The 25,704-nt window shown below is 26.4% G+C and carries 25 protein-coding genes; 15 read left to right on the top strand and 10 right to left on the bottom strand.

Features of this window, described 5'->3' with window-relative positions; translation table 11 throughout:
• Positions 1-171 precede the first annotated feature (171 nt).
• Complete coding sequence (locus EPJ72_RS03895) at positions 172-468, bottom strand: hypothetical protein (protein ID WP_147730925.1); 297 nt, start codon at positions 466-468, stop codon at positions 172-174.
• Between the two features lie 396 nt (positions 469-864).
• Here EPJ72_RS03895 and pbpC point away from each other — a divergent pair, with 396 nt between their 5' ends.
• The 4 genes from pbpC (at position 865) to EPJ72_RS03875 (ending at position 6,260) form a co-directional block, all read left to right on the top strand.
• Positions 865-3,309: a penicillin-binding protein 1C gene (gene pbpC, locus EPJ72_RS03890; RefSeq protein ID WP_147730924.1), complete on the top strand. Its 2,445-nt coding sequence runs from the start codon at positions 865-867 to the stop codon at positions 3,307-3,309.
• Between the two features lie 72 nt (positions 3,310-3,381).
• Positions 3,382-4,050, top strand: coding sequence for a FecR domain-containing protein (locus EPJ72_RS03885; RefSeq protein ID WP_147730923.1), 669 nt, complete (start codon positions 3,382-3,384; stop codon positions 4,048-4,050).
• A 97-nt stretch (positions 4,051-4,147) separates the two neighbouring features.
• Positions 4,148-4,714 (top strand): TetR/AcrR family transcriptional regulator, encoded by a 567-nt coding sequence (locus tag EPJ72_RS03880; RefSeq protein ID WP_147730922.1) that lies wholly within the window; start codon positions 4,148-4,150, stop codon positions 4,712-4,714.
• A gap of 4 nt (positions 4,715-4,718) precedes the next feature.
• Entirely contained in the window at positions 4,719-6,260 is a 1,542-nt protein-coding gene (locus EPJ72_RS03875) for a ComEC/Rec2 family competence protein (protein WP_147730921.1), read from the top strand.
• A 59-nt stretch (positions 6,261-6,319) separates the two neighbouring features.
• Here the strand turns inward: EPJ72_RS03875 and EPJ72_RS03870 are convergent, their stop codons facing one another.
• Both EPJ72_RS03870 and EPJ72_RS03865 read right to left on the bottom strand, forming a co-directional pair.
• Positions 6,320-6,676: an FMN-binding protein gene (locus tag EPJ72_RS03870; RefSeq protein ID WP_147730920.1), complete on the bottom strand. Its 357-nt coding sequence runs from the start codon at positions 6,674-6,676 to the stop codon at positions 6,320-6,322.
• Between the two features lie 82 nt (positions 6,677-6,758).
• Complete coding sequence (locus EPJ72_RS03865) at positions 6,759-7,154, bottom strand: hypothetical protein (protein ID WP_147730919.1); 396 nt, start codon at positions 7,152-7,154, stop codon at positions 6,759-6,761.
• Between the two features lie 137 nt (positions 7,155-7,291).
• Here EPJ72_RS03865 and EPJ72_RS03860 point away from each other — a divergent pair, with 137 nt between their 5' ends.
• Complete coding sequence (locus tag EPJ72_RS03860) at positions 7,292-8,869, top strand: hypothetical protein (protein ID WP_147730918.1); 1,578 nt, start codon at positions 7,292-7,294, stop codon at positions 8,867-8,869.
• 380 nt (positions 8,870-9,249) lie between these two features.
• On the opposite strand, the gene EPJ72_RS03855 is transcribed toward EPJ72_RS03860, so the two are convergent.
• Together EPJ72_RS03855 and dcd are read right to left on the bottom strand one after the other, a co-directional pair.
• Positions 9,250-10,242 carry an RluA family pseudouridine synthase gene (locus tag EPJ72_RS03855; RefSeq protein ID WP_147730917.1) on the bottom strand — a complete coding sequence of 331 codons (993 nt, stop codon included), beginning with the start codon at positions 10,240-10,242 and terminating at the stop codon, positions 9,250-9,252.
• Between the two features lie 25 nt (positions 10,243-10,267).
• Positions 10,268-10,786, bottom strand: coding sequence for a dCTP deaminase (gene dcd / locus EPJ72_RS03850; RefSeq protein ID WP_147730916.1), 519 nt, complete (start codon positions 10,784-10,786; stop codon positions 10,268-10,270).
• Between the two features lie 98 nt (positions 10,787-10,884).
• Here dcd and EPJ72_RS03845 point away from each other — a divergent pair, with 98 nt between their 5' ends.
• The 6 genes from EPJ72_RS03845 (at position 10,885) to EPJ72_RS03820 (ending at position 16,630) form a co-directional block, all read left to right on the top strand.
• On the top strand, positions 10,885-12,216 hold the full coding sequence (locus EPJ72_RS03845) for a glucose-6-phosphate isomerase (protein ID WP_147730915.1): 1,332 nt from the start codon (positions 10,885-10,887) through the stop codon (positions 12,214-12,216).
• 141 nt (positions 12,217-12,357) lie between these two features.
• Entirely contained in the window at positions 12,358-13,356 is a 999-nt protein-coding gene (locus EPJ72_RS03840) for a glycosyltransferase family 2 protein (RefSeq protein WP_147730914.1), read from the top strand.
• Between the two features lie 102 nt (positions 13,357-13,458).
• Entirely contained in the window at positions 13,459-14,091 is a 633-nt protein-coding gene (locus EPJ72_RS03835) for a flavin reductase (protein WP_439897256.1), read from the top strand.
• 82 nt (positions 14,092-14,173) lie between these two features.
• Positions 14,174-15,031, top strand: coding sequence for a metal ABC transporter solute-binding protein, Zn/Mn family (locus EPJ72_RS03830; RefSeq protein ID WP_147730912.1), 858 nt, complete (start codon positions 14,174-14,176; stop codon positions 15,029-15,031).
• Between the two features lie 33 nt (positions 15,032-15,064).
• Positions 15,065-15,802, top strand: a complete 738-nt coding sequence (locus tag EPJ72_RS03825; protein WP_147730911.1) for a metal ABC transporter ATP-binding protein — start codon at positions 15,065-15,067, stop codon at positions 15,800-15,802.
• A gap of 24 nt (positions 15,803-15,826) precedes the next feature.
• Entirely contained in the window at positions 15,827-16,630 is an 804-nt protein-coding gene (locus tag EPJ72_RS03820) for a metal ABC transporter permease (protein ID WP_147730910.1), read from the top strand.
• Between the two features lie 83 nt (positions 16,631-16,713).
• On the opposite strand, the gene EPJ72_RS03815 is transcribed toward EPJ72_RS03820, so the two are convergent.
• Positions 16,714-17,676, bottom strand: a complete 963-nt coding sequence (locus EPJ72_RS03815) for a helix-turn-helix transcriptional regulator (protein WP_147730909.1) — start codon at positions 17,674-17,676, stop codon at positions 16,714-16,716.
• 303 nt (positions 17,677-17,979) lie between these two features.
• Between EPJ72_RS03815 and EPJ72_RS03810 the strand changes: the two genes are divergently transcribed.
• Together EPJ72_RS03810 and EPJ72_RS03805 are read left to right on the top strand one after the other, a co-directional pair.
• Complete coding sequence (locus tag EPJ72_RS03810; RefSeq protein ID WP_147730908.1) at positions 17,980-18,375, top strand: DUF3592 domain-containing protein; 396 nt, start codon at positions 17,980-17,982, stop codon at positions 18,373-18,375.
• 627 nt (positions 18,376-19,002) lie between these two features.
• A complete protein-coding gene (locus tag EPJ72_RS03805; RefSeq protein WP_147730907.1) occupies positions 19,003-19,353 on the top strand; it encodes a type II toxin-antitoxin system RelE/ParE family toxin in 351 nt (116 codons plus the stop codon).
• A 99-nt stretch (positions 19,354-19,452) separates the two neighbouring features.
• On the opposite strand, the gene lepA is transcribed toward EPJ72_RS03805, so the two are convergent.
• Together lepA and EPJ72_RS03795 are read right to left on the bottom strand one after the other, a co-directional pair.
• Positions 19,453-21,264 (bottom strand): translation elongation factor 4, encoded by a 1,812-nt coding sequence (gene lepA / locus EPJ72_RS03800; protein WP_147730906.1) that lies wholly within the window; start codon positions 21,262-21,264, stop codon positions 19,453-19,455.
• Between the two features lie 184 nt (positions 21,265-21,448).
• Positions 21,449-21,667, bottom strand: a complete 219-nt coding sequence (locus tag EPJ72_RS03795; RefSeq protein WP_147730905.1) for a hypothetical protein — start codon at positions 21,665-21,667, stop codon at positions 21,449-21,451.
• 117 nt (positions 21,668-21,784) lie between these two features.
• On the opposite strand from EPJ72_RS03795, the gene mutL reads away from it, so the two are divergent.
• On the top strand, positions 21,785-23,620 hold the full coding sequence (mutL, locus tag EPJ72_RS03790) for a DNA mismatch repair endonuclease MutL (protein ID WP_147730904.1): 1,836 nt from the start codon (positions 21,785-21,787) through the stop codon (positions 23,618-23,620).
• Positions 23,621-24,009: 389 nt separating this feature from the next.
• On the opposite strand, the gene EPJ72_RS03785 is transcribed toward mutL, so the two are convergent.
• Together EPJ72_RS03785 and rpmE are read right to left on the bottom strand one after the other, a co-directional pair.
• The gene (locus EPJ72_RS03785; protein WP_147730903.1) at positions 24,010-24,225 is read right to left on the bottom strand and encodes a hypothetical protein; all 216 of its coding nucleotides are present in this window, start codon (positions 24,223-24,225) and stop codon (positions 24,010-24,012) included.
• A 99-nt stretch (positions 24,226-24,324) separates the two neighbouring features.
• Positions 24,325-24,528 carry a 50S ribosomal protein L31 gene (gene rpmE, locus EPJ72_RS03780; protein ID WP_013244860.1) on the bottom strand — a complete coding sequence of 68 codons (204 nt, stop codon included), beginning with the start codon at positions 24,526-24,528 and terminating at the stop codon, positions 24,325-24,327.
• A gap of 190 nt (positions 24,529-24,718) precedes the next feature.
• Here rpmE and EPJ72_RS03775 point away from each other — a divergent pair, with 190 nt between their 5' ends.
• Positions 24,719-25,654 carry a DDE-type integrase/transposase/recombinase gene (locus EPJ72_RS03775; RefSeq protein WP_147730902.1) on the top strand — a complete coding sequence of 312 codons (936 nt, stop codon included), beginning with the start codon at positions 24,719-24,721 and terminating at the stop codon, positions 25,652-25,654.
• Positions 25,655-25,704: the final 50 nt, after the last annotated feature.

Here is a 25,704-nt window from a genome sequence, read left to right as displayed (position 1 = left end):
TATTGTTTAAAATATATAAAAGTGATAAAAAGCATAGTTTCCAAAGAAAGTTTTCTTGGTCTGCCATTATTAAAACCTTTATATACTTTTCTTAATTCTTCTAAAAGAAATAAATATGTTTTTTTAAACCAATCACACTTTGACAATCAATCATTTTTATAAAATCCTTTTTTACGAATATATTAACATAATTCTTACTTCTTTGAAACTATAAATTGATTTGTCAAGTACTTTTGAAACAAGTCTATTAATTCTATTTTGTATTTCTCTAGCAATTTCAATATCTTCATCTGAAAATTCATTATTTTTATTTTTGATAATATTATTTAAAAAACTATTAGCATATATTAATTGTTCTATACCTGAAAGTGGTTCTATTGATGAATTTATATTAATAGAAATTGTTTTATCATCTGGGTAATAAAATTCTTTTTTTAATATTTCAAAATATTCTTTATTCATAAACATATTTTTACTCCTTAAATTTATATTGTATTTTCAAATAAATAATATCCAAGTATAATTTAGTTTAATTTTTTAAGTTTGTCAACTTTTGTTGTTCTTTTTCCCGCAGCTCGCGGTGCGGACTTCGTCAAAAGAACCAAAAAGTGCAAATATTTTAGTTTTATATATATAAAATAATACATTATATTTTTAAATATACTAAGTATTACTTCACAAAAACATAGTCTTTTTGCTTCTTTTGGTGACCCAAAGAAGTGGGGGTGTGGGGGATAGTCCCCACAAATTACAAAACTAAAAAATTAAAAATTGCCAAATTTAAAAATTATTACAATATGACAAAAAATTGACTATTGTTCATTTTATTGTAAAATAAAAATATAGGTTTATGGAAAACTGCTTATGGAAAAAATAATTAGAAGAACATCATTAGCTATAATATATATTTTGTTAATTTCTGTTTTAGTATTGTCAGTAATATTTATTCCAAAGGTATATAATTTTTATAAGTCTTGTAAGGATTATATAAATATACCATTTACAAAAGATGAATTAAAATTAGATGAAGAGAGAGTATTAAAAATATATGACAGAAACAATATTTTAATATCAACACTCTTTCCAAAGCAGGGCGGTTTTTATAATGAAGTAAAATATAATGATATATCAACAAATCTAATAAATGCCGTTATAAGTGCGGAAGACAAAAACTTTTTTAAACATGATGGAGTAGATTATAAAGCAATAATGAGAGCCTTTTTAGCCAACTTAATAAACGGCAGAGTGGTATCCGGCGGAAGCACTATAACTCAGCAGTTAGCAAAAAGTATAATGCCAAGAGAGAGAACATATATTAATAAATTCTATGAAGCATTAGACGCTGTAAGATTAGAAAGAAACCTCTCAAAAGAAGAAATTATCACAGAATATTTAAACAGAGTTTTTTTAGGCAATAACTGCTATGGTGTGGGAGCTGCCTCTCAAGTTTATTTCAAAAAAGAAGTAAAAGATTTAAATATAAATGAATCAGCAATACTTGCCTCAATTATAAAATCAGGCACGAAGTTTAACCCATACAAATATGAAGAGAGATTAAATGACAGAAGAATATATGTTATAAATGAAATGAAAAATAATGGCTATATAGATGATGCCGAATATCAAAAAAATATTAATGATAAAATAAAAGTTTACAACAATAAAGATGAATACACTTTCAAAGCACCGCACTTTACAATGTATGCAAAAGAATCATTAGCTCAATTAAAATACAATAACATAACAGAAATAAAAACCACTTTAGACTATAAACTTCAAGAAGAAGCAATAATAGTAATAAGCAATGCAAGTCAATCGCTTCATACATTCAATGTAAGAAATATTTCATGCGTTATACTAAATGCTAAAACAGGTGAAATATTATCTATGATAGGCTCTATGGATTATTTTGATAAGGAAGTTGATGGAGCTGTTAATGGAGCTGCTGCTTTAAGGCAAGCTGGAAGCACTTTAAAACCTTTTTTGTATGGATATTTGTTTGATAAAGGGGAAACTCCTGCATCTGTTATAGCTGATGTTAAAACTTATATAAACTCACCGGGGGGAGATTATATACCAGAGAACTTTAATCATAAATATCATGGACCTGTTACAATAAGAGATGCACTTGCTAATTCTCTAAATATACCTGCTGTAAAATGGCTTGCAAGATACAGCATAAAAGACTTTCAAAATATATTATTAAAATCTGGTTTAAGCTCTATAAATAAAAATCCAGATTATTATGGTTATTCTTTGGTATTAGGAAGTGCTGAGGTGAGATTAGTTGATTTGGTTTCAGCCTACACTATATTTCCAAATGAAGGAAAGTTTATAAATCATTATTCTATAGAATCATTAAAAAAAGAAAATGGCGAAATAATTGATATACCCAAAAAAACTACAAGGCAGGTAATATCAAAAGAAAGTGCCTATCTTATAACAAGTATATTATCCGACAGAAATGCAAGAATGGGCTCTTTTAGAAGCTATAGAGGAATCGTTTATCCTTTTTCTGTTGCCATAAAAACAGGTACATCAAAAGGCTCGAGAGATGCTTGGGGTATTGGATACACTAAAGACTATATAGTTGGTATTTGGCTTGGAGATTTTAAGGGAAGCGAGATGATAAATATTACAGGCGGAAATGGAGCTGTGCCTATAATATATGATTTATTTATAATGCTTAATAAAAGTCAAAAAGAAACAAAATGGAATAAACCAGCAAATATAGTAAATAGAGATATATGTTTAATAAGCGGCAAACTAAGAGGAGAGTTTTGTAAAGAATACAGAAATGAAGAGTTTTCTAAGGAGTATGTGCCAACAGAAGAATGTGATGTTCATAACTTGTATATAAGAAATAATGCAGATGGAAGTATAAGCAAAAAAGTGTTTGTAAGCCTCCCTTCAGAATATAATGGCTGGATAAAAGAACAGCAAATAGAAACTCCAACGAGAGATTGGGTAAAAATTGATAATATTTATAATAGAACCTTAACTTATAGAGAAAAAAGTGAATACTCACAAAATATTATGATTACATCACCTACAGACAACTCCGTATATAAAATAGATTCTACCCTCCCAAAAGAATATCAAAACATATTTATAAAAACATATATACCAGACAATATTGTGTCAGCAAATCTATACTGCGATGATAAAATTATAGCTGGCATAGAAGAATTAAAAAGCGGAAATATTAGATGGCAATTAGAAGGCGGAGAGCATAGTTTTTATATAAAAGCAGTTAATAAAGAAAATCAAAACTTAAACAGTATAAAAATAAATATATTTGTACAATAAAAAATATTATGTATATATAAAAAATATTTCCGATAATATTTTATAGTAAAAATGTATTATGGAGTTTCACAGATGTGTAAAAAAATAGTTGCTATAATATTTGTATGTGTTTTTGCTTTGAATGCACAATATAATGCTAATTATATGGAAGTAGTATCAGCTCAAGGTGAAGTAAAAATTACATCAAGAGATATAATAGCTAAACCTGCCAATATCGGTGATTTATTATTTAGTAATGATAGACTAACTTTACAAGTAAATTCTTATTTAACTTATTATATACTAAATAATTCTTTATTTAAACTAAAACAAAATACTTCTTTAAACATAGATGAATCATTAGATAGAAATAATAATATAAAATTCACATTATCTTCAGGGGAAATTATAGCAATTACAAAACTTGATTCTATTAATATAATTACTCCAAATGCTAATATTTCTATGAGAGGTACAGTTATAATAGCTAATAATAACGGCACAACTACCGTTAAAGTATTATCTGGCTCTGCAACAGTTAATAATAGCTTACAGCTTGGTGCATTTATGCAGGCTAATATATCAAGTACAGAAGCAACTACAGGTAATATAGTTTTAGATGCAAACACAAAAAGTTATTTAAATGAAATAATTAATTTGCCTTATGCTAATAATGTTACTCAAGTAAACTTCTATAGAAATATAGCATCTTTACCTGATAATACAGTGCTTAATGTTAATCAATCTATTATAGAACAATAAATAAAAAAACTCATAATATAAGCTATTTTCTTATAACTTTTGACAAATAAAAAATATTATATATAATTATTAGGAGAAAGTTATATGAAGGATAGAAATGAATCCAAGAGAACAAATTGTTAATGCTGGAAAAGAGCTATTCAAAAAATATGGATTTAAAAAAACATCTATGAGCGATATTGCTTTAATGGTTCATAAATCTAAAAGCAGTATTTATCATTATTTTAAAAGTAAAGAAGAAATTTTTTTTGCAATAGCAGAAAATGAAGCATTAGATTTAAAAAGGTCTATATACGAAGCAATAAAAAAAGAAGATACCGCTGAAGCCAAGATAAGAGCATATATACTGACAAGACAAAAGGGATATATCAAATTAGCCAACCTTTATGAGGCACTTCATAGTGAAATATTTGAAGATTTTACACTAATAGAACATATGAGAGCAAAATATCATAAAGAAGAATATGATACTATTAAAATGATATTAAGAAGAGGCGTAAAAAAAGGTTTATTTAATATAGATTTAAGGCTTGCAACAGAATCAATATTAGCAATAATTAAAGGTTTTGAAATGGAGTGGGCAAAAAATAAAAATATAGAAAATAATGAAAAAGATTTAGATATGATAATTAATATTATCTTCTATGGAATAGTAAAAAGATGATATTATGATAAAAAGCATATATCCTATTACATATATACTTTATATTACAACAAGTTTTGCTTTAGGTGTATCTATTGCGTTAAAGTTTAGCACTAATTATTTTTTATCATTAATAATATCTTTTATTCTAATAGTAGTGTCAATAGTACTTGCTGTATACAACAAAAATAGTTTTTTTATTTTAGTAATTTCAATATTTTTTTTGGGGTATAGTTATACCATTTCTAGATATTATAATATATTTTTATCACCATTAAAAGAGTTTAAAAAAGAAATTAAAGCATATAGCTGTAAAATAATAGATTATGATGGAGTGGTTAATTTAAGAGATAGATATGTTGCCTATGTTGATAGTGTTTATGATGGAGAAAATTGGTATAATTATGCTGGAAAAATTAGACTATATCATAATTCAGCTAAACCAATATATATAAATGACACTATTACAGTTTATGCTAAAATCAGACTATATAAAAATATATTAACAAATAATATTAAGATAGTAAAAGCCTTAGAAAATCAAATGCTCTATGGTGTAAGCAGTATTTATCCATATATTAATTTTACTGTACAAAAAGAAAGTTTTTCAATATTGAACTTTCTAAACAGAATTGGTATATATTTTAGAAACACAATAAAAAAATCTTTAGGTGAACATATAGAGCCAATAAGCTACTCTGTCGCTCAATGCATCATTACAGGAGATAAATATATTATACCAGCAAATATTAATCAATACTTTATAAACTCTGGAATATCTCATATACTTTCAATATCAGGTCTTCATATATCTATGATACTTTTTATATTATTTACAGTATTATCCTTTTTGCCAATAAACTTTTATAATAAAATATTTATTGCTACAATTACTACTATAATAATATACCCAACGGTAAGTATATTCTCTGTTTCAATAGTGCGTTCAAGTATAATGGCTTTTTGTATATTAATATCATATTACTTTGATAAAGACAGAAACAATGTAAACTCTTTATTTTTAGCAGCATTAATAATATTACTCATAGAACCAAACTCTATAAGAGAAATAAGTTTTCAATTTTCATTCTTAGCAACATTGGGGATAATATTATATTATCCTATTTATAATTTTTTTATAATAACAAAAATAAAAAAATTAAAATTAAATACATTTTTTAAAAATATGTTTATAATCATATCTGGATTTTTACTAATTAATATAATATCTCTCGTATCTATATTGCCATTAAGTATATATCATTTCAAAATTTTAAATCTCAATTCCATAATAGCAAATATCTTTGCCGTACCATTATCTTTTATAATATTATCATCATCACTAATAACAATATTTACGCATCAAATATTTTATATTCTATCAATATACCCCGCAAAAACAACAGAATTCGCTGCAAATATTTTAATAGAGTTGTCTAAAAAAGTTTCTAGTTTTCAGTATTTAAGATATGATTTTGAATTAAATATGTATATAGCAATATTTATTACTTTTGTAATTATGATAATAGGATTGTTATTAAACATAAAAATAAATAAAAGGATATAAAAAAAGTGCATTCATAATTGAATGCACTCTCTAATACAATTTTTCACCTATTTTTAAGCTTATTTTGCTGGAGTTAATTTAGTTAAAGCATCTTCAACAAGAGCTGTCCAAGTAGCACCAGTAACGCCATCAACATAAATGTCATTAGCTTTAATCATTTTATCATAAGCTGCTTTAGCTCTAGCAGGACCGCTTGAATGACCGCATTTAGTCATTACAACCTTAGTTAATTTACCGCCTGCAACTGTTACTTTAGCTTGGTAGTCTCCTTGTTTTGTTTTGTAAGTAGCTTTGTAATTACCTAAATAAGTACCATCAGGTATTTTAGCTAAATCAATTTTAGCTTGAGCAAAAGCTATCATACCAAACAATAATGCAATTGAACCTACAAATGCAATCAATTTAGTAGACTTCATACTTTTCTACTAATATATATTTTTATTATATAATAAACTTATCTTTCATTTAAATGTAAGATAAAAATAAAAAAAAATTACATTATTTTGTTATTTTCTTACCTTTTCTTAAATCATATAATAAATTATCATATTCTATAGAGGCTGTTATATTATAATATCTATTATCTACATAATTTGAATATTCTATTTTTATATTATTGGATATAAAGCTCTTTAAATCATCATAATATTTATAGTTTTGTGGCAATTCTTTTGTAAAAGCGTTCTCAATTTTAACCATAGAAAGAGATAAAGCAGCATTATAAGCACTATTTTTATTTTCTTCTGATGTAGCATTATTATAACTATTTGGATATCCTATTGAATTAATAGTAAATTTATTTTCATTAATCCAACCATTATTAAGAGTTTTAGAATTAGTATTTACAGAACTACAAGAATAAATAAAAAGCAATATTATAATAAAATATCTCATAATAACCTCAAATGTTTTATATAAAAATAATCGTAAAAATTTAATTTTTTTTAATAATATAATTTTGTATATTATTAATTTTAGTTTATAATATTACCGAATATATAAATAATTTTTTTAAAGAATGGGATTTTACTATGAAAAAATACATAGCTATTTATTTTTTATTAATAAGCAATTTACTATTTTCTCAAATATACACATTACAAAACAATGAAACTCTAAAAAATGCATATATATTAAGTGATACAAACTATGCAATAATTATAGAAAAGAATAATGCTAACAATATAACCTATGATATACTTTATAAAAACAGCAGATTAGAAGGATATAAAGATGCTGGTATAATAAAAGTTTTACCAAATGGAACATTGGTAGCTACTATGCTTAAACCTTCTATTGGCAAAGATATGTGGGTTGTTATATACGGAAACAAAGAGCAAGAATTTGACTCCATAGAAGCATCTGCTTTTGCTGGAAACAACTCTATAATATTTGCAAGACTTATGGATTATGGTGTTGCTGTTATTAACGGAGAGGCAGCAACTCAGTATTCTGAATTATATGAATATGTTATAAATGATAATAATTATGCATTTTCTTATTCTAGAGACGGAGAATATTTTATTAATATAAACGGCGAAGAAAAAGCTGTTGCAGGAAAAGCAGAAAAAATTAAATATGCCAATGACGGAAGAACTTTAATATATGTTGTAAATAGTGAAGGAAGTGCTGTTATATATAATGGAAATAATGATACAGAGAGTTTTATATCTGTTGATGATTTAGCTTCATACAATTTACAAAATCAAGCATACGCTGTAAAGTTAATGCCTCAAATAGACACTAATTTAACAACGAATGATAATATAAATAATATAATGTCTACAAATATTAACACAAACGATACTATTCTTACAAACATATCTACCGTTACAAATTATAATTTATCTAATATAAGTGTTTATACAAATGAAGAGGGTATAACTGTAAAAGGTCAATCAAACACTATAGCATTAATGATGGTTACAAATGTTATTACAAACATAGTAGAAAATACATTAAATTTTACAGACACCAATAATAATCTTATTGTTACAAATGAATTTATAAACACAAGCATTTTAATAAACAATAGAAATATAGGCGAGTTTAATCTAATTACAAATATGAGTTTTTCTCCAGACGGTCAAAGTTTGGTATTTATTAATATAGATACAAACGATATGATGCAATTATATGTTAGAGGAAATATGTTAGGAAGCTATGAGGATATATACACTTATCAATATTCTAAAGACTCAAAGAACTTTGCATATGGAGTAAGCAGCAATAATATATCTTTTATAATACTTAATAACAAAAGAATTAATGAAGATTATAATAAAATAAATAATATATATTTTTCTGACAATAATGAATTAGTATACAATGCCTCAAAAAATGACAGGGAATATATTATATCCGACAATTTTGAAAGCCCTTCATACAACTCTGTAACTTCATTTAAGTTTTATGGAGATTCTTTTGCTTTTACAGCAGAGAGACTTGGAAGGAAGTATTATTTCATATGGAATAAAGAGACAGCTACAAGAAAAGAGTTAGGCGGATATGATTATATATCAGAAATAGATGCCTACAGCAGCGAAGCAATATCAATAGCTTCAGACGGGAAGAATGTCTTTATAATAAAGAACGGTTTTATATACTAAATAAATATATTTTGCAGTAGATTTTTTATTTTATTCAACTTTTTCCCGCAGCAAAAAGTGCAAATTTAATATCTTTATATAAAAGAAATATATAAATAATACCATATATTTTTAGCTATATTTCATAAAAATGCAGTTCTTTTGCTTCTTTTATACCAATAAAAGAAGTGGGGGGGCGGGGGCTAGTCCCCGCAAATAATTAAAATAAAAAAGTTAAAAATTTTAAGAATATATTAAAACAATAATTTTCTATCAACTTTTTCCCGCAGCAAAAAGTTTTTACCCTACGGGTACGCTTCGCGAAAGTGCAAGTACTTGAGCGTTATATATTTTGGAATATTATAAAATAAAAAATTAATTTTTATCAAACTTAAATTTTTTCACTTTATACTAGCAATAAAATCTTTTAAGTCTTTTGGGATTTTTGCCTTTACTTTTATACGCTCATTGGTGATTGGGTGATTAAACTCAAGCATATAAGAATGAAGTGCCTGCCTATAAAAAAAGCCTTCTGGTATTATGCTTTTTTCTATAAAAGAATTAAAAACTTTTGGTCCATATTTGCCGTATATTTTATCTCCAACCATATAAAGATTTTTTGAATGAAGATGCACCCTTATTTGATGCATTCGTCCTGTGTAGAGTCTTATTTTTAGTATGGCATAATCGCCTATTTTTTTTACAGTTTTAAACTTCGTCTTTGAATATTTTGAGTCTTCAACATTTTCTTTATGAAGTATTTGATATCTTCTGTAAAGTTTATCTCCTACTTCTTGCATATATCCTTCAACAGTAAAAGAATCTTCTATATCTTTAGCATTTTCTACTATTGCAATATAAGTTTTTTTTATATTATTATTTTTATTTGCAAGCATAGCACAAAACTTTGAAGCCACCAAAGAACCGCGTGAAAGTATTACACACCCGCTTGTCTCTCTGTCTATTCTATTAATCATATTTAAATGACAGCCTAATCTCTCTTGCATAATAGTATGCAAAGTATTGTAATAATATTTCCCAGAAGGAATAACAGGCAAATTAGCAGGCTTATTCACTATAATTAAATCGCCATCATCATAAATTATTTCTATATCTTTATTTACATCAGGCTCTTTCATATCTTTAAAATAGTATGATATCTCATCGCCTTTAGAAACGCTTCGGGTATATTTTATTTTTTCCCCATTTACTAATACAAGTCCCTCACCTATCAAATCCTGCCACTTGTTTCTGGAATAATAAGAAAACCTGTTTCCCATATATTTATCTAGTCGCATAGATTCAATATCTTCTTCAATGCGGCATTTCCTTATAACAGCACCTTCATACAAATCTTTATTAGCAGAATGGAGTTTATTTCTAGATTTTTTCATAGTTTGGATTTATTTATAAAAATAATTATTTAAAATCTTTATAAAGCATACTAGGCTGAACATCAGTATTATTTTGATATTTGCTGCTTGCATACTCTTCATATTCGCCGTCTATAGTGTGATAATAAAGCTGAGCAATCTCTACTTCTGGATATATTATTATAGGCTTAATGCAAAATATCTCTAATGTCCAATATCCAGCAAAACCAACATCTCCAAACCCAGCAGTAATATGTATGAATATACCTAGCCTTCCTATAGATGACCTACCCTCTATCATAGGTACATATTTTTTTGTTTTTGTATATTCTAAAGTTCTTCCCAAATAAAGCTGATTAGGCTTTAACTCATATCCTGTTTCAGGTATAATGATTTCTTTAGTTTCATTTGGCTTTTTCATATCTAATACATTATCTTTATATACTAAAAGTTTATTATGAAGCCTTACATTATAACTATTTGAGTTTAATTGTTTTCTGTTGAAAGGTTCTATTATAATATTTTTATTTAAATTCTTTTCTATTTCAAGTCCAGACAAAATCATTTTATTTGTACCTTAATTTTTTATATTTATTTCTTTATTTTTCGGTATTATTATTGTATAATTTATGTATTATAAAATTATATTACGAGGTATTAAAAATGCTATCTATAAATTATAAAAATGTATTAAGTTTTTTGCAAGAGCATGAATTAGAGTATTTATCAAGCTCAGCACAGTATGCTAATGAGCTTTTAGAGAATAAAAAAGGTGCTGGCAATGATTTTTTAGGTTGGGTTGATCTTCCAACTGAAGCTATGAAGATGGTAAAAGATATTGAAGCTTTGGCAGCAGAAATAAGAGAGAATGCTGAAGTATTAGTATCTGTTGGTATTGGCGGTTCATATCTTGGCGGAAAGGCTGTTATAGAATCTTTCTTAAATCCTTTTGCTCAAGCTAAAAAAGGTAATACTCAAGTTATATATGCTGGTCATAATATGAATGGTGAATATTTTAAACATTTATTAGATTATTTGAAAGGCAAAGATTTTTATATTAATGTTATATCAAAAAGCGGAACTACAACAGAACCTGCTATAGCTTTTAGAGTATTAAAAGAATATGCTGAAAAAAGATACGGAAAAGAAGGAGCAGCAAAAAGAATAATAGCTACTACAGATAAGGCAAAAGGTGCATTAAAAACATTATCTACAGAAAATAAATACAGAACTTTTGTAATACCTGATGATGTCGGCGGAAGATATTCTGTACTTACTCCTGTTGGACTTATACCTATAGCAGCTGCTGGAATAGATATTAAAGAGTTTGTAAAAGGTTTTGATTCTATGGCTAAGGCTACAAAAAAATCAGATTATAAGAAAAATCCTTCTATGCTTTATGCTATGCTAAGAAATGCACTTTACAGTAAAGGATTCAATACAGAAATAATGGTAAACTATATTCCAAGAATGCATTATATATCTGAATGGTGGAAACAATTATACGGAGAGAGTGAAGGTAAAGATAAAAAAGGAATATTCCCTGCTTCTGTTGATTTCTCTACTGATTTACATTCTTTAGGTCAATTCATACAAGATGGAAGAAGGGGATTATTTGAAACTGTTATAAGAGTAGATGAAGAAGAAATAGATTTAAAAATAAAAAAAGAAGAGTCTGATTTAGACGGACTTAACTATTTAAAAGGAAAAACTTTACATCAAATAAATAAATCTGCATTAGAAGCTACTGTTTTAGCCCATGTTGATGGAGGAGTTCCTAATATAATAGTAGATATAGACAAAATTACTCCATTTACTATTGGTGAGCTTATGTATTTCTTTGAGAAGGCTTGCGGTATATCTGGACATATGCTTGGAGTTAATCCATTTGATCAGCCCGGTGTTGAGGCTTATAAGAAAAATATGTTTGCTATGCTTGGTAAAAAAGGCTATGAGAAAATGGGTAAAGAATTAAAGGCAAGATTAAATAAATAATTTTTTTATATCATAATAAATAAACAAAGAGGCGTTGTAATTTGCAATTGCCTCTTTTTTGTATAATATAAATTATACTACTAAAATATAATAAAATATTTTATAACTTGAGTTTTTTTATTATTTTGATAATATATTTTTATGATTAGTGTAATTATACCAGTATACAATGTAGAAAAATATTTAAGAGATTGTTTAAATAGTGTAATAGGTCAGACATATAAAGATTTAGAAATAATATGCATAAATGACGGCTCTAAAGACAATTCACTTTCTATACTTGAAGAATATGCAAAAATAGACAAAAGAATTATAATAATAAATAAAGAAAATGCTGGAGTTTCTGCTGCAAGAAATGACGGAATAGAAAAAGCGGTCGGTGAATATATATTTTGTTTAGACAGCGATGATTATGTAGATAAAGATTTTTTGGAAATGTTTTATAATAATGCTAAAAAAAATAATAGTGATTTGGTTGTACTTGGTAATTTTTGGGGGCTTGATAAAAGAGCTACAAAAAAATACCATTCAGCACTTCCTACTTGTTCTATGTTTATAAAATCAAGTATTTTAAAAGAAAATAAACATTTAAGATATCCTTTAAATATTCAGCCCGGAGAAGACGGCATATTCTCTCATGAACTTTTAATGTATACAAAAAATATAAGCTATGAATATGATACTCATTATCATTATATTAAAAGAGAATGGCAGGATTCATCAAAGGCGGTAAAAGAACCAAAAATATTATTAAACGCTATAAAACAGTGGTTTGATATCTTAGATGAGTTTTATACTAAATATAATTTTTGGAAAAGTAAGTCATTATCTTTTGCTAAGTTTGTGGAACAAGAGGCTTTTTTAGCCTTTAGAACAAAAAACTTTACTGCAGATGATGAGAGAAAAGTTTTTGATATGATGAAAAATATATTAAAAAAAATAATAGTTAATATTCATAAAGATGATTATAAATACTTTTCTAAAGAGTTTATATGTTTAATAGAATCAAATACAATTAAAGAATATTATTCCATTATAAAATATAAATACAATTATATAAGATTTAAAATATTTAATCAAAATGTTTCTATTAGATATAGAGAAAACAGATATAAATTATATAAAAATGATAAGATTTAATATAATATTGATATAATAAATTAATATTATATTATTAAAATAATTATTACTAATAATAAGAAATAAAAACTATGGATATGTTTGTATTAACAAAACTATAGAATCTGTATTTTTACTTTAATGGACGGTGATAAGCCAGTAGGATGTACTATAAATACTTCAACACAAATAAGAGCAACGCCAACTACAATTATGATTAGCGTAAACAAAAATAATTATACCAATGAATGCATCAAAAAAAGCGGTAAATTTGCTTTATCTATTCTTTCCGAAAAAAGCGACCCTTCATTAATAGGTTGTTTTGGTTTTAGAAGTTCAAAAGATTGTAATAAATTTGAAAATGTTAATTATGAAATGAAAGAAGGACTTCCTGTTATAAAAGATGCTAATGCTTATTTTGTATGTAAAGTTGTAAATAGCTTCGATGTATTTACTCATACTTTATTTATAGGTGAATTGGTAGATGCTGATATATTTGATAATAATACTAATTCTATGACTTATTCTTATTATCATACAGTAATAAAAGGAAAAACTCCTCCTAATGCTTCCACTGCAAATGCATACGAAAACAAAGCAGAAAAAAAGGAAGAAACAGAAAAGCCTAAAGCAATATATAGATGTAAAACTTGCGGATTTGAATATAAAGGAGAAATTCCATTTGAGGAACTTCCTAATGATTGGAAATGTCCATTATGCGGAGAGCCTAAGAGTAATTTTGAAAAAGTAGAATAATTGTTATAGTATTAAAACATTGAAATTTATTTTTATAGTATTATAATGTTTCGATGTTATAATACTATAAGGATAAACGCAGATGAGATATATTTTTTTACTAATATTAGTTTCTTTAATTTCTTGCAGCAATAATAATAATAATAATAATAATAACACAACTGACAAACTTCAAGTATATGCAAGTATATATCCTATTTATGATTTCGCTAAAAAAATTGGCGGGGAAAAAATAGATATTTATAATATAACTTCAGCTGGTTCAGAGCCTCATGATTTTGAGCTTACATCAAAAGATATGGCTAATTTAAGCAAGGCTAATTTATTTATATATAATGGTGCTTCAATGGAGCATTGGGCAGATACTGTTAAAAATACAATAAAAGATTTAAAATATTTAGAGGCTTCTTCAAATATAAATAATGAAGAATTAGACCCTCATTTTTGGCTTTCACCTAAAAAGGCAAAAGTTCAAATGGAAAATATAAAAAATATGCTTGTAGAATTAGACAGTAGAAATGCTGACTATTATAATTCTAATTACAATTTATATGCTAATAAATTAGATGAGCTTGATAAAAGCTTTAGAGATAATTTACAAAATATAAAAAATACTAATTTGGTTGTAACTCACCCTGCATTCGGACACTTCTGTAAAGAATATAATCTTAATCAAGTTGCAATAGCAAGAGATGAAGCAGATGCTAAGGCTATGGCTCAAACAATTAATTTTATAAAAAACAACAATATTAAAACTATATTTTATGAAGACTTCTCAAGTTCTAAGCTTGTAGATTCCATTGCAAAAGAAACAGGGGTAAAAGTAAGTGCATTAAACCCTATAGAATCTTTAAGCGAAGAATATATAAAATCTGGAGAGGATTATTTTTCTATAATGCAAAAAAATCTCGAAGCTATAACAAATGCTCTTAATAATTAATAAAATAATAAAATAATTAATTAAGGTTTTTTAATGGAAAATATAATAAGTTTTAAAAATGTGCATTTCGGATACACTCAAGAAGACATATTAAAATGCATAAGCTTTGATATAAATAAAGGAGACTTTGTTTCTATTATAGGTTCTAATGGTGCAGGCAAAAGCACTATATTAAAACTTATTTTAGGCGAAATTAATCAGTATAGAGGCGAAATAAAACTATACGGTGAAGACATTAAAAGATTTAAAAATTGGCAGCACATTGGATATTTAGAACAGAATGCATACTATAAAATATTAAATTTCCCTGCAACTGTTTATGAGATAGTAATGTCTAATATGTTTGCAGATATTGGTTTATTTAAGTTTCCAAATAAAAAGCATAAAGAAAAAGTATTTGAAGCATTAAAACTTTTAGGTATATATGATTATAAAGAGAGACTTATATCAAAACTTTCAGGCGGGCAGATACAGAGAGTTTTTTTAGCAAGAACTTTAGTACAAAACCCTAATTTATTAATATTAGATGAACCTACTAACGGGGTTGATATTGAAACTATTAATTTTTTATATAATATGCTTCACACTTTAAATAAAGATAAAAAAGTAACTATTGTAATGGTTACACATGATATTGAGAGAATGTCAAAAATTTCAAATAGAGTTTTTTGTTTTGAAAATGGCACATTAGTTGAGTTAGATAAAAATCAAATAAACATGGAATTATCACATAAGCACAAGCATCCAGACGGAAGCAGTTGTTCTTGCTAATAATATATAAAAGGTTGTTTACAAATGGAAATATTTCAATATGAGTTTATGCGTAGGGCTTTTTTGGTGGGGGTGCTTTTAGCTATCATAATACCTTCTATTGGGGTTTTAGTTGTATTAAAAAGGCTTTCTATGATAGGAGATGCTATATCTCATACTTCTCTTGCGGGCGTGACTTTTGGACTTGTATTTAATATTAATCCGATACTAGCTTCTATGATATTTTGTGTTTTATCTGCTTTATCTATAGAGTTTATAAGAAAAAAAATTGCAAGATATGGCGAGATGTCTATATCAATCATTATGTCTTTTGCTATTGGGCTTGCGGGGTTATTATCTGGTTTTGTTTCTAATAATGCTAATTTTAATAGTTTTTTATTTGGAAGCATTGTAGCTATTAGTGATTTTGAATTAAAGTTGGTTGTAATTATAAGTATTATTTCTATGTTAATATTTATATTTTTATACAAAGAGATTTTTTATATAGCATTCAATGAAAGACTTGCAAAACTTTCTGGTGTTCCTGTAAATAGAATTAACTTTATTTTTACAATACTTACAGCAATAGTAGTTTCTATATCGGCGAGGGCTGTTGGTGCTTTGATTGTATCATCTATGATGGTGGTTCCTGTTGCTTGTTCTATGCAGGTAGCTAATAGCTATAAAAAAACTATTGTTTATGCTGTATTATTTAATTTAGTTTTTACAGTTTTAGGAATATTTCTTTCATATTATGAGGGATTAAAACCGGGCTCTACTATAGTTTTAATAAGCGTAATAAGTTTTGTATTAATTGCGATAATAAAATTTTTCTTAAATAAAAAGTGAAAATTATTTGTATATGTTTTTAAATACTTAAACTAATGTAAATGTATTATTATTATTTATAGAATTAGCTCTAAAAATATTTTTTATATTCTGCAAACTGGACGTATGTATTTAAAATATTCATTAGGATTATAATAAAAATACATTATTTTATTTGGAGAAGTATCTATAATATAATGTTCATCATTAAAATTTTTCATTGCTTCTTCAATTTTTTTCTCTACAGTATTATTTTCTTGAATATAATTAAAAGCACCATGTTCAAATACCACATAATCAGATTCATATACATTAAGCAAATGCATATTTTTAGGCACATCTTCACAATAATTAAAAGGAAGCCTTATACCCCAACATTCAACTCTCCTAATTTCCCAATCACAAAATCTCCCTTTCTCATCATTAATATAAGCCATAATTTGTCCGCTTGAGCAATTAATTTCACTTCCTCCGTTATCATCTAATTTACCCTTAATGCTATCAAGTATACCGCATACTGTTTTATAATCCTGACCTTTTATAAGGTTTTGTTTCTGCCAAAAGTCCCAATAACCGTTGCTTTCATAATTTTTAATATAAAGAAACTTATGTGATGGAATTTTTATAAAATATACTTTTACTTCTTCATTAGATTTATACATTCCTATTTCACCTAATCCGAATAAGTATCTGTCAAATGCTGTTATCTTTGTACGAAGCATTAAAGGTTTAGGGTTTCTTCTATATTCTATTGGAGTAATATTATATAATTCTTTAAAATACCTCGTAAATGACTCATGTGAAGAAAATCCATAATCAAATGCAATATCTAATAGTTTTCTTTTAGTATCTCTTACCTCTTTTAAAGCAAAAGATAATTTTATTAGTCTTGTATATTCTTTAAATGTTATTCCAGTTATCTTTTTAAACTTCTTTGTAATATAAAACTCTGAATATCCTAATCTATTAGAAATATTATTTAATGTTAATTCTTCATTTTTATACTTTTTAATGCATTCATCAATTTCATCTATAATTATTTGTATTAATTTATTCCATTCATACATTGTTTTATACCTCTTTATTTAATTATACAACAATTAAAGATTATATCTTGACATTACTTGTCTTTTTATAATAGATTTATTTTAAAACTAAGATAATAAAATATTTATATTGTTTTTGGTTCTTTTGACGAAGTCCGCACCGCGACCGAAGGAAGTGCCTGCGACCGTAGGAAGTACCTTTAGGTATGGGTGCGAGCTGCAGGAAAAAGAACAACAAAACAATTGACAAACTTAAAATTTTTTAGTATATAATATTATATATATTTTTTATATTACTAAATCTTTTAAACTTATTGGAATACTATGAATATAAAAATAATAGCAGTATTTGTATTAGGAATATTATTGATCTTAGGAGGAATAAAAAGACTTGCTGCTGTTGTTATTGTTTCAAAAAAATATGTGCATACTGTATGTATAGTTGAACAACATAATAGTGAAAAAGTATATAAATCTGGAAAATTAAGACACAAAAATACAATGGTTATAAGTTATGAAACTGAAAAATACGGAAAACTATATGCAAAACTTAAAAGCCATTATCCTTTCAGAAAGGCTGGGGATAAATTACCTTTATGGTTTGATCCAAATAAACCAAGAAATATAAAACTTCCTTTTTCTGAAAGCTGTATTGGTATATCATTAATAGTTTCAGGATTAGTACTTATATATCTAGGAATTTTGATTGTAAAAAATTAAAATATCATATAAAAAATACTTGACAAATATAAACATATTTATTATATTATAGGTACATAGAGGAAACTTTTCTTTATAGACTATATAACTGACTATGTTTGTAATTATATATAACATAGTAATCAGAGGAAACTCGTCATAACGGCTTAATGCCATAGCTCATGTGCTTATATAATTAAGTACATTTACTGCGTAACTGTCAGAGGAAACTCGTCATAACGGCTTAATGCCATAACTAATGTGCTTATATAATTAAGTACATTTACTGCGTAACTGTCAGAGGAAACTCGTCATAACGGCTTAATGCCATAGCTCATGTGCTTATATAATTAAGTACATTTACTGCGTATCTGGTGTAACTGTCAGAGGAAACTCGTCATAACGGCTTAATGCCATAACTAATGTGCTTATATAATTAAGTACATTTACTGCGTAACTGTCAGAGGAAACTCGTCATAACGGCTTAATGCCCATAGCTCATGTGCTTATATAATTAAGTACATTTGCGACCATATTTCTGGGTCTACTTGGGGAAACTCCCTACATAATTAAAACGTCATTGTACTTAATTATTTAAGTACAATGATGGTATATTTGTGATAGTAGATATATAAAAGGAGAATATAAATGAAAAAATTAAATATAAAAAAATATTTATCTTTAGGCAATATAGTATGCATGATAGATGATGGTGTTCTATCATTTATTGAAAATAGTATTAGAAAAGAAACTATAGAATCTAAAATAAACTATTTAATTAATTCTTTTTCTAATAAAATCATTATGTCATCTAAACTGTATAAAAAAATTGAAGATGGTATATGGGAAATAAGACATCATGATATAAGAATATTTTGTTATAAAGAAAATAATAATTGGTTTTTATATCATGCTATGATAAAGAAATCAGATAGAATAGGGGATGAAATATACATTGTTAGAAAAAAATATAATGAATTAAAAATGATTATAAATTAATCGTTTAATATCATTCAATATCAAATTAATATGGTATGGCATATATTTTTATGTCATACTATATTTATATAATAATCATTTATTAACTATTACTAAAAATTATTTATTGTTGTCATCAGTTTTAAGTACGCTTATAAATGCATCCTGCGGAATCTCTACGTTTCCAATAGCTTTCATTCTCTTTTTACCTTCTTTCTGTTTCTCTAATAATTTTCTTTTTCTTGTAATGTCTCCACCATAACATTTAGCTGTAACATTTTTTCTTAATGCACTTATATTTTCACGTGCAATGATTCGTCCTGCAATTGCTGCTTGTAGAGGAATCTGAAACATATGCTTTGGTATGAGATGTTTTAATTTTTCTATAATCTGTCTTCCTCTGCTTTCTGCGTTGCTTCTATGAGCCATAAATGATAATGCATCTACAACTTCACCATGAACAAGTATGTCTATTTTTTCTATTTGGCTTTCTCTAAAATCAGAAAAATCATAATCAAATGAAGCATAACCTCTTGATATAGATTTTAATTTATCATAAAAGTCGTATACTACTTCTATTAAAGGTAAGTCAAATTTTATTTCTGCTCTTTTATCATCTAAATATGTTAGAGAAGTTTGTGTTCCTCTTCTGTCTATACAAAGAGATATAATGTTTCCTAAATAATCAGTAGGTACTATTATAAGAGCATTAATAAAAGGCTCATAACATTTTTCTATATACTGTGCAGAAGGAAAGTCGGCAGGGTTATCAATGAGTTTTTCTTCTCCATTTGTGAGTTTTAATTTCACTTCTACAGAAGGGCTAGTTATTACAAGATTAAGATTAAACTCCCTCTCAAGACGTTCTTGAACAATTTCTAAGTGCAAGAGTCCTAAGAAACCGCATCTGTATCCAAACCCTAAAGCAATGGAACGCTCTGGCTCATAAACCAAAGAAGCATCATTAAGTTTTAATTTTTCTAATGCCTTTTGTAGGTTTGTATAATCTTCATCCTCTGCAGGGAAAATGCCCGCAAATACCATAGGTAAAACTTCTTTATAGCCAATCAAAGGTTCATCGGAAGGGTTTTCTTCGAGGGTAATAGTATCACCTATTTTTATGTCAGATATATTTTTAATGCCCGCAATAATGTAACCCACTTCACCGCTTTTAAGTTCATTTGCAGATTTAAGTCCAAGTAAAAGTGTACCGCATTCTTCAACTTCATACTCTGCTTTAGTTTCCATCAAAAGAAGCTTATCATCTTTTTTAATAGAGCCGTCAAATATTCTCACTATCATAACAGCACCGCGAAAAGGGTCATAATAAGAATCAAATATTAACGCTCTTGTTTTTTTATCAGTATTATCTTTTGGAGCTGGTATCATCTTAACAACTACTTCAAGTATCTCGTCTATTCCTATATCATTTTTTGCACTCGCTAAAACAATATCATCTTTATTAACACCAAACTCTTTTTCCATCTGCTCTTTACAAAGTTCAATATTAGCAGCAGGTAAATCTATTTTGTTTATAACAGGTACAATCTCTAAATTATTTTCAAAAGCAAGATAAAAATTAGAAATAGTTTGAGCCTCAACCCCTTGAGCAGCATCAACTACAAGTATAGCACCCTCACAAGCAGCAAGTGAACGAGAAACTTCATAATTAAAGTCAACGTGTCCGGGTGTGTCAATCAAATTAAGAGTATATACTTCTCCGTCTTTTGCTTCATAAGAAAGTTTTACAGCCTGGCTTTTTATTGTTATCCCTCTCTCTCTTTCTATATCCATAGAGTCCAAAATTTGTGCCTTCATCTCTCTGCTTGATACAGCTTTAGTATGTTCTATAATTCTGTCAGCTAAAGTGCTTTTTCCATGGTCAACATGTGCTATAATACAAAAATTCCTAATTTTCTCTGCGTATGACATTTATTAAAATATATCCTTTTAAAAAATTAATAATTAAAGATTGATAGAATATTATAATATAGCAAGGTTGTTTTTGCAAATTATTTTTTATGCAGGAATATGGTATTTAATTTATATTAGTTATTTTAAGTAATTATTATTATCATAGTTTTTTTAAATTATAAATAATAGTAAATTTAAAAAATTATTTTTTATTTATTAAAAGAAAAGACGGCACAACTATAGAAAGAAATATTGCTGAACAAAAAAGAAAATCTTCTATTGTCATGTTATAACTATATTTTATAAAATTTTTGTCATGTCTAAATGGGGTAGGTTTAGAATCTCCGTCTGGACCTTTACATTCTTCTTGAGAGAAAATAACTATAATAGATAGTATTGCAATAAATAAAAGTTTTTTCATAAATTAAAACCAAAAATATTTTTCTAATAATAATATATATTAAAAAAATACGCAATTATGGGTATTATAATAATTAAAAAATTTTATTTTTTATTGGAAATATAATATAATTCAAACATGAAAAAAAGTATAATGAAACTTCCGCAATCTGTGGCAAATCGTATAGCTGCTGGAGAGATAATAGAGAGACCTTCTTCAATGTTAAAAGAGCTTCTTGAAAATGCTGTTGATAGCGGTGCTGATAATATAGAGGTAAAAGTAGAAGATGCTGGAATAAAAACTATGATAGTAGAAGATAATGGAAGCGGTATGGCTTTTGATGAACTTCCATTAGCAATTACTCATCATGCTACTAGTAAAATTTATTCTATAGAAGATTTGGATAATATATATACTTTAGGTTTTAGAGGTGAGGCATTAGCTTCTATAGCGGATGTTACAAATTTAGAAATAGTTTCAAAGAGTATTGATGAAAAAACAGGGGGGAAGATTGTTGTTGAGGCTGGGAAAATATTAGAACACAAACCATATGCTTCTGTTAATGGAACTAAGATTACTGCTAAAAATCTTTTTTTTAATATACCTGCAAGATACAAGTTTTTAAAGCATATATCAAGAGAGTTTTATTTGGTTAAAGAAGTATTTGATATGGAGGCTTTGGTTCAGCCTAATATCACTATAAAACTATATAATAATGGAAAGCTTGTAAATAGTTATTTGAAAGTTGATAATTTAAAAGATAGAATTGAAAATTATTTGAATGATAGTAATATTTTTTCAAATTTAATAGAATTAAATATAGAGAAAAATGATATAAATATATACGGACTTTTTTCTAATTCTAAAATAAGCCAGTCTATGAGGAAGAATAATTTTATATTTTTAAATAATAGACCAATAGAAAATAGAGTTATTGCATACGCTATAAAAAATGCCTATTCTAATGCCATACCGAAAGAGAGATATCCATTTTTCTTTTTATATATTAATGTAGATACAAATAAAGTTGATGTTAATGTGCATCCAAGTAAAAAGGAAGTGAGAATAAAAAATGAAAGAGATATTTCAGGCATAATTTATAATGCTATATACAATAATATTAATAGTGTAAATAATTTTTCTTCTGTTAATATTGAAGTTGATGTTGATAAAGATATTACTCCAACATTTCCACTACAAAGTAGTAATAATATAACTACAAATAATCCTAATAATAATTTTTCTAATAATAATTTTGATGAAGCAAAAACTAGTAATAATTTTCAATTTAATAATGAATTAGTATCTAATGCTAATAATGAGTTATATAATAAAAATGATATAAATAATAATAATAATAATAATTTAGAAACTCAAAAAAATAATATAGAGTTTGGTGAGTATGTAAAAGTAGTAGGGCAGGTTTTCTCTTCATATATTATAGCCGAGAGAGGAGGCGAAATGTATATTATAGATCAGCATGCTGCATACGAAAGGCTCAATTATGAGAGAATATACAAAACTTTAATTAATGGTAAATTAGAATATGAGAAACTGCTTATACCTTGTGAAATAGAATATATAGATTATGAAATAGATATATTAAACTCTTCAAAAGAACAGATAGAATCTATAGGTATAAAGTTTGAAGCTAATTCAAAAAATAGCATTATAATAGATGAAGTTCCAATATATATTCCTAAAAATCAAAAGATAGAGAAAGTTATTAAAGATATTTTGGATATATATATTTCCAAAGAGAGTAATAATAGTTTAGAGAAATTAATAAAACATACATGCAGCACAATATCTTGTAAATATTCACCAAAGGCAGGGGATAAACTTTCCATTAATGATATGCAAACATTACTTGATTTACTTGAAGAAGAAAATATATTAACTAATTGCCCGCATGGAAGACCATTTGTTTTAAGACTTTCAAAAGATTATCTAGATAAAAAATTCTTTAGATGATTTAGCTATTATATATATTTTGAAAGCGAATTAATGAATATTTATATTGTTTTAATTTTATTGCTTATATAAATATATAAAATAATACCATATGTTTTTAGTTATATTTAATAAAAATGCAGTTCTTTTGGTTCTTTTATACCAATAAAAGAACTATGGGCGTGTACCCTAAGGGCACGCTTCGCAGGGGACTAGTCCCCACAAATAAGAAAATTCTATTGTTCTTTTTCCCGCAGCAAAAAGAACCAAAAAGTGCAAGTATTTTAGTTTCATATATAGAGAATATATAAAATAATAACATATTTTTTGAGTGGTAAAAAATTTGATAGTATATATAAATTAACAAAGCTTGTTTGTTTTACTATATCTTAATTTATTTTTAAATAGATTTATTGCTTTTCTATAGATTCAAAATAACAAGCCATAAAGTCGCCTTCGCCGCTTTCAAAATCGGTTACCATAGAAGAAACTTTTTTATTAAGTTCTTTTATCATTTTGTATGCTAATTCATTTGCTTTAGATTCTGTTATTTTAGGGTTGGTCTTTAATATTTGAGATATTACTTTATTGATATTTACTCTTTTGTAAACGCCGTCGCTATCCATAAGCCTGCCTTCATCAATAAATAAAGTCTACAAAGTATATAATAATATAGATATAATACTTTATAGACTTAAATATTTGTATATTTATTGATTAAATAATTATTTTTTTAAGCCATAACGTTTTTTGAATTTATCAACTCTACCAGCAGTATCCAATATTTTTTGTTTACCAGTAAAGAAAGGGTGACAATTATGACAAATGTCAACGTGTAAAGTTTTTTGAACTGAATGTATTTTGAAATTAGCACCGCAAGCACAATTTACATCAGTTTCATAGTATTCTGGATGTATATTTTTTTTCATTGATTTATCTCCAAAAAAAATTAAATTATTCTAAACTATCTAAATTATTATATTATAAGTTAAAGTTTATTGCAATAGCTTAAAAATAAATTATGTTTAGGAGTGTGAGATATTGGACATTTTTTAGTATAAAAAAAGCAGTATCCTTGTTATAATATTTTGATATATAAAATAAATAAAGGATACTACTATGAAAAGAGATTATAGCACAGAATTTAAATTATTTATAGTGGATGAAGCATTAGAAACTAAAAATATTAAAAGATTTTTAAAGATGGAAAGAATAAATAAATCCACTTTTTATACTTGGCTTAAGAAATATAAAGACACTGGAACTGTCGCTAATTTTAGTACTAAGCCAAAAACTTCTCCAAATATCTTTAATAATCAAAAAGCTATTAATTTAATTATTGAACTCTATACTAAAGAATATCGAGGTAAGCATTATATTAAAGCATATTTAAATCGTAAAGGCATTAGAATAGGTGTTACAGCTATAGAGAATGTACTAAAAAGAAATAATCTTTGGAGATACAAAACAAAAAAGAAAAAGAAGCGATATGATAAGCGTAAATTTGTCTCTAAAATACAAAAAGAAGGCAAAATAGTTCAAATAGATACTAAATATATCAAATTAGGCAGAAAAACAGTCTATCAGTTCACTGCTGTCGATTTAGCTACTCGCTATAGTTGGAGGCAAATCTATGAAGATAAAACACCTTCTAGTGCTTTATCTTTCTTAAAATATGTCTTAAAAACTTCACCTTTTAAGATACAAGCTATACAAACAGACAATGGTATAGAATATACTTATCGCTGTATTAATACTCCTAAAATAAATATTTTTGATGAATATTGCTTGAAAAATAAATTAGAGAGAAGATATATTCCAGTAGCAACACCAAGATACAATGGCGTAGTAGAAAGAGTACACGGTATAGACGAAAGAGAATTTTATTCACGATTAAATAAAAATATAACTGCAGAATTATTAAGAGAAAAATTAAAAGAATATACACATTTTTATAACAATCAAAGATTGATTTCTTCGTTAGGTTATATTACAATCAAAGAAAGAATCAAAAATATTATAGCAAGTAAAAGTACAATATCTATGGCTCCATGACATAATTATATTCATATTTAAAATTATAATTTTGAAGTTTTTATATTACT

It is taken from the genome of Brachyspira pilosicoli, assembly GCF_008016535.1.
Classification (GTDB): Bacteria; Spirochaetota; Brachyspiria; order Brachyspirales; family Brachyspiraceae; genus Brachyspira; species Brachyspira pilosicoli_A.
This window is presented reverse-complemented; position numbering and strand designations above follow the sequence as displayed.

Bases quoted from the DNA above. Each gene is read 5' to 3' on its own strand.
- EPJ72_RS03895 (WP_147730925.1), bottom strand. From the start codon at position 468: ATGTTTATGAATAAAGAATATTTTGAAATATTAAAAAAAGAATTTTAT.
- pbpC (WP_147730924.1), top strand. From the start codon at position 865: ATGGAAAAAATAATTAGAAGAACATCATTAGCTATAATATATATTTTG.
- EPJ72_RS03885 (WP_147730923.1), top strand. From the start codon at position 3,382: ATGTGTAAAAAAATAGTTGCTATAATATTTGTATGTGTTTTTGCTTTG.
- EPJ72_RS03880 (WP_147730922.1), top strand. From the start codon at position 4,148: ATGAATCCAAGAGAACAAATTGTTAATGCTGGAAAAGAGCTATTCAAA.
- EPJ72_RS03875 (WP_147730921.1), top strand. From the start codon at position 4,719: ATGATAAAAAGCATATATCCTATTACATATATACTTTATATTACAACA.
- EPJ72_RS03870 (WP_147730920.1), bottom strand. From the start codon at position 6,676: ATGAAGTCTACTAAATTGATTGCATTTGTAGGTTCAATTGCATTATTG.
- EPJ72_RS03865 (WP_147730919.1), bottom strand. From the start codon at position 7,154: ATGAGATATTTTATTATAATATTGCTTTTTATTTATTCTTGTAGTTCT.
- EPJ72_RS03860 (WP_147730918.1), top strand. From the start codon at position 7,292: ATGAAAAAATACATAGCTATTTATTTTTTATTAATAAGCAATTTACTA.
- EPJ72_RS03855 (WP_147730917.1), bottom strand. From the start codon at position 10,242: ATGAAAAAATCTAGAAATAAACTCCATTCTGCTAATAAAGATTTGTAT.
- dcd (WP_147730916.1), bottom strand. From the start codon at position 10,786: ATGATTTTGTCTGGACTTGAAATAGAAAAGAATTTAAATAAAAATATT.
- EPJ72_RS03845 (WP_147730915.1), top strand. From the start codon at position 10,885: ATGCTATCTATAAATTATAAAAATGTATTAAGTTTTTTGCAAGAGCAT.
- EPJ72_RS03840 (WP_147730914.1), top strand. From the start codon at position 12,358: ATGATTAGTGTAATTATACCAGTATACAATGTAGAAAAATATTTAAGA.
- EPJ72_RS03830 (WP_147730912.1), top strand. From the start codon at position 14,174: ATGAGATATATTTTTTTACTAATATTAGTTTCTTTAATTTCTTGCAGC.
- EPJ72_RS03825 (WP_147730911.1), top strand. From the start codon at position 15,065: ATGGAAAATATAATAAGTTTTAAAAATGTGCATTTCGGATACACTCAA.
- EPJ72_RS03820 (WP_147730910.1), top strand. From the start codon at position 15,827: ATGGAAATATTTCAATATGAGTTTATGCGTAGGGCTTTTTTGGTGGGG.
- EPJ72_RS03815 (WP_147730909.1), bottom strand. From the start codon at position 17,676: ATGTATGAATGGAATAAATTAATACAAATAATTATAGATGAAATTGAT.
- EPJ72_RS03810 (WP_147730908.1), top strand. From the start codon at position 17,980: ATGAATATAAAAATAATAGCAGTATTTGTATTAGGAATATTATTGATC.
- EPJ72_RS03805 (WP_147730907.1), top strand. From the start codon at position 19,003: ATGAAAAAATTAAATATAAAAAAATATTTATCTTTAGGCAATATAGTA.
- lepA (WP_147730906.1), bottom strand. From the start codon at position 21,264: ATGTCATACGCAGAGAAAATTAGGAATTTTTGTATTATAGCACATGTT.
- EPJ72_RS03795 (WP_147730905.1), bottom strand. From the start codon at position 21,667: ATGAAAAAACTTTTATTTATTGCAATACTATCTATTATAGTTATTTTC.
- mutL (WP_147730904.1), top strand. From the start codon at position 21,785: ATGAAAAAAAGTATAATGAAACTTCCGCAATCTGTGGCAAATCGTATA.
- EPJ72_RS03785 (WP_147730903.1), bottom strand. From the start codon at position 24,225: ATGGATAGCGACGGCGTTTACAAAAGAGTAAATATCAATAAAGTAATA.
- rpmE (WP_013244860.1), bottom strand. From the start codon at position 24,528: ATGAAAAAAAATATACATCCAGAATACTATGAAACTGATGTAAATTGT.
- EPJ72_RS03775 (WP_147730902.1), top strand. From the start codon at position 24,719: ATGAAAAGAGATTATAGCACAGAATTTAAATTATTTATAGTGGATGAA.